This window comes from Archangium gephyra (genome assembly GCF_049060025.1).
GTDB classification, from domain to species: Bacteria; Myxococcota; Myxococcia; order Myxococcales; family Myxococcaceae; genus Archangium; species Archangium gephyra_A.
Genome location: NZ_JBMEQQ010000002.1, coordinates 10,081,334 through 10,095,143 on the forward strand (window position 1 = coordinate 10,081,334; position 13,810 = coordinate 10,095,143).

Sequence of the window (13,810 nt, forward strand, 5' to 3'; positions counted from 1 at the left end):
CAGTCGTCCTTGCTGGCACAGGACACCAGCAACAAGCAGACACCGGCCGACAACAAGCTGGGGCGGGGGTGGTGCCGGAGTGCTTGGAGGCCACTCATGAGAAAGGTGTAGCATGGGGCCGATGACCGCCCCCCGGGAGCCACCTGGCCAGGTGTCCCATTCCCGACAAGCGCACCGAAGGCGATTCCGATTCAGGTTTCTTGCCCTCCTGTCGCTCGGAGCGGCCAGTGCCCTGTGGGTGTCACACAGTCCGGAGGACCCATTCTCCAGCGCGGTGGAGGGGCGAAGCCTGGAAACGGTGGCCACCGCGTCAACGCTCCTTCTTCGCGCCTGCCAGGCCTTGGAGGATTCCAGGTTGGACGAGGCCCAGGCGGCCATCTCCCGGCTCCGCTCCGCGGCCCCTGATCGCCCCGAGCCACTTCTCCTGCAGAATCTCCTCGTACAACGCCGCAAGCTCCTCCCTCCTGGCTGGGGCCGGGCATTCCTCCAGGCTTGGACCGACGTGGGACGGCCCGACCTGCGTGACAGTCCTCTCTTGCCGCCCGTACTCCATTCCAAAGTAGACGCCTCTCCACTCATGTCTCGGGCATGGCTGCGCGCCTCCGTTGAAGCCCGGCCCACCCTCGCCATGGCCATCTCCACCCTCTCGGAGGAGCAGGCTCGCGGGTTGCTGCAACGCATCCCCGCGCTCGACGATCCGGCTCGGCTGGTGGCCCTGCTCGACCCGCGCAGAGCTTCTTTGTTTCCCGACGTGCTCCGCTCCGAGGCTCGGGCAGTCCTGCTTCAACGCCTGCGAGGGCTCTCCAGTGACTCCTCTCGTGCAATGTTGCCCCGCTTGACGGTGCTCCTGTCTGACACTCGAGGAGACGCTCCCTTCAATGCTCAGGAGTTGAAAACGCTCGAGGCTATTTCCACGCTCCCAGGCTGGCGGGAGACCTCTTTTTCCCAGACCTTCCTTCAGGCGCGTGAGCTCCTGCGGCAGTTGGGTCTCCCCAATGCCGACACGGGGGCCTTCGGCGTGGCCGAGCAGACCGTAGGCTCCGGTGTGGCACTCCTGCTGCGCACACGTGCCGACGCCTCCTGGTCTCATTTATCGGAGGAAGAGCAACGCTGGCTCGGGCGCATGCTTTGGCACATCGGTCAGCGGATGGCGGAGGCCTCCAGCCTGCTGGAGCACTCGGTGGGCACCCTGCTGATGGAACTCGGCGCGGAACACATGGGGCAGATGTGTGACCTGGACCAGGCCAGGAGACGGGACGACATGGTGCGTGAGGGGCTCCGGGCCTCGCTCGCGGCCAACATCGAACGTTGGCCCCTGCCTTCGCTCCTGGAGGATTTGGAGTCCTCCCGTGCGCGTCACGAACTGACCTGGCTGCGTGCCTTCTCAGGCCACGCGGAAATGCCGTGACTGCACACTGTTTCAACCCGGGGTGGTGATCACCTCGCGCGCCACCGCCAGCAGGGCGCGCGCGTTGAAGGGCTTCTCCACCCGCCGGTTGGGCACCCGCTCCAGGAAGGTCTTCGCCTGCGCCGTGAAGGCACCGCCCGTGAGGAAGATGACCCGGCCCGTCAGATCCGGCCTCAGCCGCTGCAGCGCCGCGTGGAAGTCCATCCCGTTCATCCTCGGCATCATCAGATCGCACAGGATGAGATCGAAGTGCTCGCCCGCTTCCAGCCGCGGCAACACCTCGGCCGCCAGCGTGGTGTACACCACGTCGTGGTGCGGCCTCAGAATCCGCTCCACCGCCGAGCACAGCATGGGCTCGTCGTCGATGACGAGCACGCGCCCCCTCGGTCCTCCGGCGGTGACCGCGGGCCGCGGCTCCGGCACGGACTCCTCCACCGGCGTGGTGGCCGAGGGCAGCAGCACCTGGAAGGTGGTTCCCCGCCCCAGGTCGCTGTGGACGTGAAGCTCCCCTCCCATGGCGTGGATGAGGTTGTGGCAGATGGACAGGCCCAGCCCCGTTCCCACCCCCGGCGCCTTGGTGGTGAAGAAGGGATCGAAGATGCGGCCCAACAGCTCCGGTGCGATGCCCGCTCCGGTGTCCGACACCTCCACCGCCACCTGCCCGGGCGCCGTCAGCCGCGTGGTGACGCGAATCTCATGAGAATCCGCATCCCCGTCGGAGGGGATGGCCTGCGCGGCGTTGACCAGCAGGTTGAGGAACACCTGGCCCAGGCGTGAGTCGTTGCCACGCACCGGGGGCACGTCCCCGTACTCCTTCACCAACTTCGCCCGGTGGCGGATCTCCCCGGACGCCAGGTTGAGCGTGCGATCCAGCACCTTCTTCACGTCCACCGCCCGCAGGGGCTCCTGCGTCTCGCGCGAGAACGTCTTCAGGTCCCCGACGATGGTCTGCACCCGGTCCGCGCCGTGCAGCGCCTCGCCGAGCGCCACGCACACCGGCTTGAGCGGGCTCGCGGCGGGAGCACCCTCCGGCGCCGCGACGGCCCCGCGCTCCAGCAGGCGGACCAGCTCCTCGTGCGCGTAGCCGAGGTTGGCCGTGACGTAGGCCAGCGGGTTGTTGATCTCGTGCGCCACGCCCGCGGCCAGCGTGCCCACCGAGGCCATCCGGTCCGCCAGCAGCAGCCGCGCCTCCATCTGCTTGCGCTCGGTGAGGTCCGGGAACATCGTCACCACGTGCGGCGTGCCCGCGTACTCGGCGATCCCCGAGAAGACGAGCACGTGGCGCAGCTCTCCGCTCTTGGCCCGCACGCGCGATTCCACCCCGCGCACCACCCCGTACTCCCGGAAGATGGCGCCCAGGCGATCCGGCTCCACGGGCGTCTCCCACAGGTTCAGGTCCTTCGCGGTGCGCCAGAGCATCTCCTCGCGCGCGTAGCCGAACAGCCGCGTGCAGGCATCGTTCACCTCGACGAAGGCGCTGCCCTCGCGCGTGGTGATGCAGGTGGGCACCGGGCTCTCGCGCAGCAGCACCGCGCACAGCCCGTCCAGCTCGAAGTCGTCCGGCATCGGCTGCGGCCGCTCGGCGGACCGGCGCTCGGCGAGCCTCAACCGCAGCGTGGCCGAGGCCTCGTCCAGCGGCAGCAGCAGGAAGTCGTCGGCTCCGGCGTCCAGCAGCGGTTTGAGCCGCTCCACCTGCTCCGGGTGCGCCACCAGCACGATCGAGGCCTGCATCCCCCGCGGGCAGGCCCGGAGCGCCCGCACGAGCACGATCCGGTCTCCCGCCTCATCCATGCCCAGCAGCACCAGCGGGAAGGGGGACAGCCGGAAGGCCGTGATGGCCGCCTCCTCGTCCCTGGCGAGGGTCGGCGTCACACCGAGTTGACGGAGCAGGAGCTCCACGGGGGAGAGCTCGATGCTCCCGGATGGAACGAGCAGGGCTCGCATGTGCTCCTCACCGAGGGGGGTGGCGTCGAACCGACGTTCTACTACGGGTCGGCGCCGCCCCCGGTGGGTGGGGATTGACCCACAGCCACACCGGCGGCGGGAGAGGACCCATGGCGTCAGGGACTGAACGGAATCCCCAATGGGTCATCTCCCTCGGCGGCGGAGCTCGCGGGGCACTTCACTGGAGGTACGATCTGGGTGCGGACATGCGTGCGAAAGCGGCCTGGGCCTGGAGCCAGCGGTCGATGACGTGGAGCAGTCCGTCGAAGGTGTCGCGCAAGGCCCAGGCGCAGGCGTCCGCGCCATCGAGCCGGGCACACCGCTGGAGCCCCTCGCGCAGGGCGGCCTGGGCCCCGGGACAATCCGGACGCTCCTGGATGAGGCGCTCGGCCGTGCGCTCATAGGTGCGGTAGCAGGACTCGGGGTCTCCCCGGTTGTAGGCGGGGGCACCGAGCTGGATGGCCTGCATGATGGCGAAGGCGATCTCCTCGACGCTGTCGGTGGCACAGCCCTCCAGCATGGAGAGCGGGTGGGTGGGGACCTGCCGCTGGCGCGAGGCCGCGGGCCGGGCCAGGGCGAGCGTGGAGAGCGGCTGCGTCCCGGAGCACTCCAGCAGCGGCTCCACATAGCGCGAGGGGATGACGATGGTGACGGGCCGTCCGTCCGCGAAGGCGCACGTGGCCACGCCCACCAGCGCGCCCGAGACATCCATCACCGGGCTGCCCGAGGCATCCTCCGGCAGGCCCGCCTCCAGCTCGAGGAAGGTGAGGGACTCATCGAGCACCTGCACCGCGTGGACGCGCGTCTCCATCAACCCCAGCATGCCCCCGCCGGCTGGGAGGAGGATGAAGAGCACGTCTCCCTCGCCCGGGTGGACCCCGCCGTCGAGCCGGAGCGCCTCCAGCCCGTGCATGGGCAACTGCAGCACGGCCAGGTCCCGCTTCTCGTCGAGGGCGATCACCCGCTCCACCTGCAGCAATTGATCGTCGGCGAGCAGGACGTGGATTTCCTCGGCGCCCGCCACCACATGGAGGTTGGTGACGAGCTGGCCCCCGGGAGAGGCCACGAAGCCGACCCCCTGGCGGCCGGGCATTTCGAGGATGGCGAGTGCTGGGGCTGCCCGGGCAGCGACCGCCCGAGCGGTTGAGATATCGGTATCGACGTTCAACATGGGGGGCCTCCTGCCTTCCGTAGAGCATGGACACGCCGACGAGACCGGGCAGGCATCACGTGGGGGGTGTCCCGATGAAGGCAGGGCAGCCGGGCACGCCCCAGGCTCAGGCCGGGTGGGCCACCAGGGGAAGCTTCGCGGGGCCCCGGACGATCAGCGAGGAATTCCACTGCACCGGTGCGTCTCCCGGGGTGAGCCGGGAAAAGCGGGCGAGCAGTGCCTCCACGGCCAGCCGTGCTTCCAACCGCGCGAGCTGGGAGCCCAGGCAGAAGTGGATGCCATGGCCGAAGGGCAGGTTCTGCGGACCGGGGCGGTCCAGGTTGAAGAGGTCCGGGTTGGGGAAGTGGGACTCGTCGCGGTTGGCCGAGCCCATGAGGGTGAGCACCCGCGCGCCCCTGGGCAAGCGCGTCCCGCCGAGCTCCACCTCCTGGGTGGTCAGCCGGATCATCCCGTGCACCGGCGGCTCGTGGCGCAGCACCTCCTCGATGAAGCGGGGAATGAGGATGGGCTGCTCGCGCAGCAGCGTCATCAGCTCCGGCTGGAGGTGGAGCCGGTGGGCGGCGTGGCTGAGCAGGTGCAGCGTCGTCTCCAGGCCACCGATGAGCAGCAGGAACATGAAGCCCAGCAGCTCCGTGTCCGACAGGGACTCGCCCTCCACGCGCGCGCGCACCAGGTCGCTCACCAGGTTGTCACCCGGGTTGCGCCGGCGCTCCTCCAGCACCTGCTCGAAGTGCCCGCGGGCTTCGTTCACCGTGGCGCGCATCGCCTCCTGCTTCTCGGTGTCGTCGGGGCCGATGCTGGTGAAGGTGGCCAGGTGCTCCGCCCAGTGCATGAGGCGCGGGTGCACCTCGGGGGACAGCCCCAGCAGCTCGCCGATGACGCCCATGGGCATGGGCGTGGCGAAGTGCTCCACGAAGTCCACCGGGCGGCCCTCGGGGATGGCCGCGACGAGCCGGGTCGCGAGCTGGCGGACGAAGGGATCGATACGGGTGATGACGGAGGTCCCGAAGGCCCGGTTGATGAGGGCCCGAAGCCGGGTGTGGCGCGGCGGATCCATCACCAGCGCCGAGTCCGCCAGCGGGTAGTTGGAGATCCACGCCGGGCGGTAGGCCTGACGGAAACCCTCGGAGGCGAAGAGCTGCGGATTCTTCAGCACGTACAGGATGTCGTCGTGCCGCGAGACGGCCCACATCCCTCCCGGATCCACCTGGCTCACGGGCGCGTTGCGGCGCAGCTCGGCGTAGACGGGGTAGGGATTCGCGCGGACCTCGGGGGTCAACAGGTTCACTCGACTGGTACTGCTCATCGGCTTACCTCGGGGGTGATGCGGGGGGGCTTCATCGTAGCCCAGCCCGAGGGGGAGCCGCCCCGGCGGGCCCGGGGTGGCCGTGGGGTATCCGAGGACTCAGGCGGGGTGCACCGCGAGCGGCAGCAGCGTGGGCCCGCGCATCACCAGCGAGATGTTCCACCGCGCCGGCTCCTCTCCGAGCGTCAGCCGGGTGCAGCGGGCGAGCAGTGCCTCCAGGGCCAACCGGGCCTCCATCCGCGCGAGTTGGGCACCCAGACAGAAGTGGACGCCATGGCCGAAGGGCAGGTTCTGCGGACCGGGGCGGTCCAGGTCGAAGCGGTCCGGGTCATCGAACCAGGCCTCGTCGCGGTTGGCCGAGGCCATCAGCAGCAGCAACCGCGCGCCCTGGGGGACGCGCACGCCGCCCAGCTCCACCTCGTCGGTGACCAGCCGCACCACCCCGTGCACCGGGCCGCTGTGGCGCAACATCTCGTCGATGAAGCGGGGGATGAGGCCCGGCTCCGCGCGCAGCCGCGCCATCAACGCCGGATCCTCCTGGAACTTCAGGGCACTGATGCTCAGCAGGTGCACGGTCGTCTCCAGGCCGCCGATGAGCAGCAGGAACATGAAGCCCATGAGATCCGTCGCCGTCAGCGCCTCGCCGTCCACGCGCGCCCGCAGCAGCTCACTCACGAGATCCTCACGGGGCGCGCGGCGGCGCTCCTCCACCACCTGCTCGAAGTGCTCGCGGGCCTCGGCCACCGCGACGCGGATCCGCTCCTGCAAGCCGGTGTCCTCCGGGCCCACGCTGGTGAACTGGGTCATCACCTCGGCCCAGTGCTTGAGCCGCGTGTGGAGCGAGGGGGGAATGCCCACCAGATCTCCGAGCACCGCGATGGGCAAGCGGATGGAGAAGGCCTCCACGAAATCCACCGTCTGGCCCGCAGGCAGCGCGGCGGCGATCTGCTGAGCGAGCTCCCGGATGCGTGGCTCCAGCCGGCTCACCACCGAGGACCCGAACGCCCGGCTGACGAGCGAGCGCAGCCGGGTGTGGTGCGGTGGATCCATGACGAGCATGGAGTCGGCCATCGGGTAGTCGGGAATCCACTCCGGGCGGTAGGTCCGCCGGATGCCCTCCGAGGAGAAGAGCTGCGGATTCTTCATCACGGTGATGACGTCCGTGTAGCGCGAGACGGCCCAAAGCCCGCCCGGGTCCACCTGGCTCACGGGTGCGTTCCGGCGCAGCTCGGCATAGAGGGGATAGGGATTCATCCGCACTTCGGGTGCGAGCAGGTTCACTCTGCTGCTCATGCGCAGGCCTCTGGGGGTGTGGGGGGGATCAGCAGGCTAGATCGGCACCACGCCCATAGGGGTTCGAATGGAAATGCGCACGCAGCCCGGTCAACAACTGTCTGGGACTGCCCGGACGCCTGCCCGGTCCCACGTGACAGATTCCGTTGGCGGGCCCGACTTCCGCCGTTAAATCAGCGCCTCCCATGCACAAGACGCACCTCGTTGGCGCCCGCACCCACAACCTCCAATCCCTCTCCGTGGATCTCGCCGAAGGCGAGCTGGTGTGCCTGACCGGGGTGTCGGGCTCCGGTAAGTCGAGCCTCGCGTTGGACACCCTCTACGCCGAGGGCCAGCGCCGCTTCGTCGAGAGCTTCAGCCCGTATGCCCGCCAGTTCCTCGAGCGGCTGGAGCGGCCCCCGATGGACACGCTGGAGCCCGTGGCCGCGGGCGTGGCCGTGGATCGCCGTGCCCCGGTGAAGAGCTCGCGCTCCACCGTGGCCACGCTGGCCGACGTGGAGGCGTATCTGTCCGCGCTCTTCACCCGTGAGGCCATGCCCGTGTGCCCGACCTGTGGGGTGGAAGCGGTGCGCACCGATGCACGCGTGGCCGCCACCGCGGCCCTCGCCGCCGAGCCCGACGCCCTGGCCGTGCTGGCCTTCCCCCTGCGCATCGCGGACACCGCCGAGTTCCTCGACGTGCGCGCCCGGCTGCTGAAGGACGGCTACCACCGGCTGGTGGTGCAGGGCGAGGTGCGTGAGCTGGAGTCGCTGCGGCCCGCCGAGGCCACGGATCCGGCCGGTGTGGCGCACGTGGTGGTGGACCGGGTGAAGCTGTCCCAGGGGCAGCTCGGCCGGGTGACGGCGGCGCTGGAGTCCGCGTGGGCGATGAGCCATGGCGAGGCGGAGGCCTTCACGCCCTCGGGCACCCGGCGCATCCGACGCGGCCTGGTGTGCCCCAAGTGCTCGCGCGAGTTCGAGCAGGCCCGGCCCGGCCTCTTCAGCTACCAGTCGCCCACCGGGGCCTGCCCCCCGTGCAAGGGCTTCGGCCGCACGATTGGAATCGACTGGGCCAAGGTGGTGCCCAACCCGTCGCTGAGCCTGGAGAAGGGCGCCATCCGTCCCTGGTCGGGCAAGACGTCCGAGTGGGAGCGGAAGATGCTGTTCCGCTACGCGCGCGAGCACGGCATCCCGCTGGACAGGCCCTGGGATCAGCTCACCCCGGCGCAGCGCGAGCGGGTGCTGGAAGGGGAGGGCGACTACCACGGTGGCCGCTCGTACCCGGGCGTGCGCGCGTGGTTCCGGTGGATGGAGAGCCGCACGTACAAGATGCACGTGCGCGTGCTGCTCTCGCGCTACCGGGCCTATACGCTGTGCGAGAGCTGTCAGGGCGCGCGTCTCAACGAGTCCGCGCGGGCCTGGCGCGTGGGCGGGTTGGATCTGTCCGCGTGGCACGGGCTGGAGCTGTCCGATGCGCGCGCGCGGCTGGAGGCCCTGCGCACCCATACCGGCCAGGGCGAGCTGGTGCGCCGCGAGCTGGCCGGGCGCCTCGGCTACCTGGAGCGGGTGGGCCTGGGTTACCTCACGCTGGACCGGCCCGCGCGCACGCTGTCCGGTGGCGAGGCGCAGCGCGTGTCCCTCACCGCGGCGTTGGGCACCTCGCTGACGGGGGCGCTCTTCGTGCTGGACGAGCCCACCGTGGGCCTGCACCCCGCCGACGTGGGGCCGCTCACCGGAGCCATGGCCGAGCTGGCCACCCGGGGCAACATCGCCCTCGTCATCGAGCATGATCCGCTCGTCGTCCGCTCCGCGCACCGCGTGCTGGAGCTGGGGCCCGGGGCGGGCAAGCACGGTGGGAAGCTGTGCTTCGACGGGACGCCGCAGGCGCTGGCGAAGCGCGCGGACCTGCCCACCGGCCGGTTGCTGGCGGGCACGGGCGAAGTGAAGCGCGAGCCGCGCCAGCGCACGGGCGAGCTGGTGGTGCGCAATGCGCGGGCGCACAACCTCCAGGGCGTATCGGTGAGCGTGCCGCTGGGCGTGCTGTGCGCCATCACCGGGCCGAGCGGCTCGGGCAAGAGCACCCTGATGGACGAGGTGCTGTACCGCCACCTGGGGCGCGCCCTGGGCGAGAAGGACGTGGAGCTGCCCGGCGAGGCGGACGGTGTGGACGGGCTGGAGGCGGTGGAGCGCGTCACCTTCGTGGACCAGTCTCCGCTGGGGCGCACCTCGCGCGGCAACGCGGCCACGTACACCAAGGCATGGGACCGGCTGCGAGAGCGTTTCGCCTCCGAGCCCGAGGCGGAGGTGCGCGGGCTGACCTCGGCGCACTTCTCCTTCAACGTGGACAAGGGGCGCTGCGAGGCCTGCTCGGGCGAAGGCTACGAGACGGTGGAGATGCAGTTCCTCGCGGACGTGTCCCTGCTGTGCCCGGTGTGCCGGGGCCGCCGCTTCAAGGAGGAGGTGTTGGCCATCCGGCACCATGGCCTCTCCGTGGCGGACATGCTGGAGCTGACCGTGGACGAGGTGCTCGCGCGCTTCGCCGGCGACAAGCCGCTGGTGCGCGCGCTGGGGCCCGTGTCGCGGTTGGGTCTGGGGTACCTGCCCCTCGGCCAGCCCCTGTCCACCCTGTCCGGTGGCGAGGCCCAGCGCCTCAAGCTGGCGCGTGCCCTGGCCAGCGAGGCGAAGGGCTCGCTCTTCCTCATCGACGAGCCGAGCGCCGGTCTGCACGACGCGGACGTGCGCCAGGTGCTCGCCGCGTTGCACGAGTTGGTGGAGCGCGGCGCGAGTGTCGTCGTGGTGGACCATGACCTCGTGGTCATGCGGGGCGCGGATTGGATCATCGACCTGGGCCCGGGCGGTGGCCGCAACGGCGGGCGCCTGGTGACCGAGGGCACGCCGGAGCAGCTCGCCAAGAGCAAGGGCCTCACTGCGGCGGCGCTGCGCGGGGAGCTGGCCGCGCCGGTGGTGCAGGACAGGCGTGCGAAGGGCGCGGCGGAGGTGGCTCCGGCCATCGAGGTGGAGCATGCGCGCGAGCACAACCTGCAGGAGGTGTCCTGCCGGATTCCCCTGGGGAAGATGACGGTGGTGACGGGGCCGAGCGGTTCGGGCAAGAGTTCGCTCGTCTTCGACGTGGTGTTCGCGGAAGGGCAGCGGCGCTTCCTGGAGACGCTGACGCCGTACGCGCGCCAGTTCCTCCCCACCATGCCTCGCCCGGACGTGGAGCGCATCAGCAGCATTCCGCCCTCGGTAGCGCTGGAGCAGCGCACCTCGCGCGCGGGCGCCACGAGCACCGTGGCCACCGTCACCGAGGTGGCCCACTACCTGCGCCTCCTCTTCGCCAAGCTGGGCCAGCCCCACTGCCCGCGTGACGGCGAGCCCATCGCCGCCACCACGGCCGAGGCCCTCTACGCGCAGCTCACCGCCATGAAGGGCGATGGCACCGTGCTCGCTCCCGCCGTGCGTGCGCGCAAGGGCACCTACCTGGATGTTTTCACCGCCGCCGCCCGCGCCGGAATCGAGACCGCCATCGCCGATGGGAAGGTGGTCTCCACGGATCAGCCGCCCCAGCTCGTGAAGTCGCGCGAGCACGACATCGACCTCGTCATGTACCAGGGCAAGCTGGCGAAGCTGCCGCGCGAGGTGTTCGACAAGGCCCTCACCTGGGGCAAGGGCGCGTTGAAGGTCCGCTCCAACGGGAACAAGGAGACGCTCCTGTCCAGCGAGCGTACCTGCCCCGTCTGCGGCTTCTCCGTGCCGGAGATGGATCCGCGGTGGTTCTCCTTCAATACCAAGCAGGGCCGGTGCGTGGACTGCGAGGGTACTGGTGTGGAGGGAGGCGCCGAGGCGCTGGCCGAGGGCCGCTCGGAGCCGTGCCGTACCTGCGAGGGCTCGCGCCTGGAGCCGGTGCCGCGCGCCGTGAAGCTGGAGGGGCAGCGCTACCATGAGGTGGTGCAGCAGTCCGTCACCGCCGCGCTGGAGCAGGTGCGCGGATGGAAGTTCCGCGGGGACCGGGCACTGCTCGGCGAGCCGTCCCGCCAGGAGCTGCTGCGGCGCATGGAGTTCCTGGACCGGGTGGGGCTGGGCTACCTGTCGCTGGACCGGAACGCGGCCACACTCTCGGGTGGAGAGATGCAGCGGCTGCGCTTGTCCGCGCAGCTCGGTGCGGGCCTCACCGGGGCCATGTACGTGCTGGACGAGCCCACCATCGGCCTGCACCCGCGTGACACGCACCGGCTGCTGTCCAACCTGCGCGCACTGGTGGACACCGGCTCCACCGTGCTGGTGGTGGAGCACGACACGGACACCATCCGCGCGGCGGACCACCTCGTCGAGCTGGGGCCCACCGGTGGCCGGGGTGGCGGGCGCATCCTCGCCGAGGGCCCTCCCGAGAAGGTGCTGCAGGTCGAGGATGCTCCCACGGCCCGTGCGCTCCGGGAGCCCGCGGTGCTGGCGGGCACGGCCCGGGGCCAGGCGGAGAAGTGGGTGGAGCTGAAGGGGGCTCGCGCCAACAACCTGAAGGGTGTGGATCTGCGCATTCCCGTGGGCCGGCTCACCGTGGTGTCGGGGGTGTCGGGCTCGGGGAAGAGCACCCTGGTGCGGCACGTGCTGTACCCGGCCCTGCGCGAGAAGCTCGGGCTGGTGACGACGCGCCCGGGGCCCTTCAAGTCGCTCACGGGCATGGAGGCCATCCGCCGCGTGCTGGCCGTGGACCAGTCTCCCATCGGACGCACGCCGCGCTCGGTGCCGGCCACCTTCCTGGGCCTCTGGGACGAGCTGCGCCGGGCGTTCGCCGCCACGCCCGAGGCCAAGCTGCGGGGCTTCTCTCCCACGCGGTTCTCGTTCAACAGCACCTCTGGCGGGCGGTGCACGGCGTGCGAAGGGCAGGGCGCCATCTCCCACGAGATGTCCTTCCTCCCGGACGTCGTCACCCCGTGCGAGGCCTGCGGCGGAGCGCGCTTCGACGCGGCCACGCTGGAGGTGCGCTACCACGGGCTGACCATTGGCGACGCACTGCGCCTGTCGGCGGACGAGGCCAAGGACGTCTTCCACGCGATCCCCAAGGTGGCGGCGCCGCTGTCCTGCCTGTCCGACCTGGGTGTGGGTTACCTGCAGCTCGGCCAGGGCTCGAACACGCTGTCCGGTGGTGAGGCGCAGCGGTTGAAGCTGGCCGCGGAGCTGACGGCGTCCACGCGCCACGAGCCCACGCTGTACGTGCTCGACGAGCCCACCACGGGCCTGCACCTGGGAGACGTGTCGAAGCTGATCGCCTTCCTGCGCCGGCTGGTGGACCGGGGGGACACGCTGGTGGTCATCGAGCACCACCCGAACGTCATCGCCTCGGCGGACCACGTGGTGGAGCTGGGGCCCGAGGGTGGCGAGGCGGGCGGGAGCATCGTGGCGGAGGGGACGCCGCAGGACGTGGCCCGGCTGAAGACGGCCACGGGCCGGGTGCTCAAGTCGGTGTTCGCCGCCGACGAGCCGATCCGGAAGGCAGCGCGGGGAAGGTGAGGCCGGGCGCCCATGAGCCAGACTCTTACCGCCCAGGACCTCTTGCCGCTCGTCCAGAAGCTCTCACGTGACGAGCAGGTGCGCCTTGCGAAGCTCGCGCTCCGAGCTGCCGCGCAAAGCGGTTCCTCGGATGCGGTGGCCTATGGGACGGCCCCGCCCTCCGTGGATGAGTTCTCTTCCCAGGAGGAGCCGCTGGCGTGGGATGCGGAGGGATGGGAGGAGTTTGATGCGCCACGGTGAAGTCATCGATACGCTGAACGAGATGCGCACTGCTTGCGGCTTCGACAAATCCGAGGAGCAGCCAGGATGAGGTGCCCGGGAGTATCCCCAGAGGTCCGCAATCGCCGCCTGGCTCATTCGTAGGCGCCTGGGGGCTCGTCCGGCTGGAGTTTCCTCCAGGGCGTGCCCTAGAGTCGTGGCCGCCCCTCATGCGCTGTCCTTCCTGCCAGAACGAGAACGATGCCGGTGCCGCCTACTGCGATATGTGCGGCATGGACCTGACGCCTCCCAGGCCCGCTCCTGGCGCCAGTGCACCCGCGCCGCCGCCGCCGCCCCAGCCGGCCAACCCGCATCAGAAACGCCGCACCATCTTCGAGCCGGACCCGGCGGCGCCTCCGCCTCCTCCCGCCCACCGGGGCGCGGACTTCTTCGCCAATCCGCCCCCGCCCCGGCCCACCTTCGACCCGCGCGATCCCTTCGCCGCCGCGTCCCTTCCGCCCTCCCGTCCGGCCCAGGCCCCCGCCGTCATGCCGCCGGCTCCCGCGCCTGCTCCCGCCCCTCCGGCCGCCGCTCCTCGCCCCAAGGCCCGCACCATCGTGGAGACCGGCGGTGAGAGCCCGGCCGCCGTGGGGCTCGTCCGTGGCGCCCTCTTCGAGTACCGCGGACCCACCGACCCCGGACGTGTCCACCCGCTGCGCGCCGGGCGCAACGTGCTCGGCCGCAACGCCGACTGCGATGTGATGATCGACGACGGGCGCGTGAGCGGCCAGCACGCCTTCCTCTTCATCCGTGCCGAGGATGCCTCGTTCATCGACGTCTCCAGCAATGGCTCCATCGTCAACGGTGCCGTCGTCCACGGCGAGCAGATCGTCCTGCAGAACCAGTCGGTGATCACCCTGGGCGGGACGACCCTCGTGCTCGTCATCGTCCCCGAGCAGTTGCTGTCCCGGCGCTCCCCGTGAGCGGCCGAGGGGGGATGTCCA

At 70.6% G+C, this 13,810-nt stretch carries 8 protein-coding genes; 4 read left to right on the top strand and 4 right to left on the bottom strand.

The window, feature by feature from the left end:
• The first annotated feature begins 667 nt into the window (after nt 1–667).
• Nucleotides 668–1,408, top strand: a complete 741-nt coding sequence (locus tag ACN28I_RS44070; RefSeq protein WP_420947864.1) for a hypothetical protein — start codon at nt 668–670, stop codon at nt 1,406–1,408.
• A gap of 12 nt (nt 1,409–1,420) precedes the next feature.
• Here the strand turns inward: ACN28I_RS44070 and ACN28I_RS44075 are convergent, their stop codons facing one another.
• From ACN28I_RS44075 to ACN28I_RS44090, 4 genes are all read right to left on the bottom strand, one after another.
• Entirely contained in the window at nt 1,421–3,352 is a 1,932-nt protein-coding gene (locus ACN28I_RS44075) for an ATP-binding protein (RefSeq protein WP_420947865.1), read from the bottom strand.
• Between the two features lie 178 nt (nt 3,353–3,530).
• A complete protein-coding gene (locus tag ACN28I_RS44080) occupies nt 3,531–4,523 on the bottom strand; it encodes a S1 family peptidase (protein WP_420947866.1) in 993 nt (330 codons plus the stop codon).
• Between the two features lie 106 nt (nt 4,524–4,629).
• Nucleotides 4,630–5,811, bottom strand: coding sequence for a cytochrome P450 (locus tag ACN28I_RS44085; RefSeq protein WP_420947867.1), 1,182 nt, complete (start codon nt 5,809–5,811; stop codon nt 4,630–4,632).
• A gap of 117 nt (nt 5,812–5,928) precedes the next feature.
• Nucleotides 5,929–7,122 carry a cytochrome P450 gene (locus ACN28I_RS44090; protein WP_420947868.1) on the bottom strand — a complete coding sequence of 398 codons (1,194 nt, stop codon included), beginning with the start codon at nt 7,120–7,122 and terminating at the stop codon, nt 5,929–5,931.
• Between the two features lie 185 nt (nt 7,123–7,307).
• On the opposite strand from ACN28I_RS44090, the gene uvrA reads away from it, so the two are divergent.
• The 3 genes from uvrA (at nt 7,308) to ACN28I_RS44105 (ending at nt 13,789) form a co-directional block, all read left to right on the top strand.
• Entirely contained in the window at nt 7,308–12,608 is a 5,301-nt protein-coding gene (uvrA, locus tag ACN28I_RS44095) for an excinuclease ABC subunit UvrA (RefSeq protein ID WP_420947869.1), read from the top strand.
• Nucleotides 12,609–12,620: 12 nt separating this feature from the next.
• A complete protein-coding gene (locus ACN28I_RS44100; RefSeq protein WP_420947870.1) occupies nt 12,621–12,848 on the top strand; it encodes a hypothetical protein in 228 nt (75 codons plus the stop codon).
• A 188-nt stretch (nt 12,849–13,036) separates the two neighbouring features.
• Nucleotides 13,037–13,789 carry an FHA domain-containing protein gene (locus ACN28I_RS44105; protein WP_420947871.1) on the top strand — a complete coding sequence of 251 codons (753 nt, stop codon included), beginning with the start codon at nt 13,037–13,039 and terminating at the stop codon, nt 13,787–13,789.
• Nucleotides 13,790–13,810: the final 21 nt, after the last annotated feature.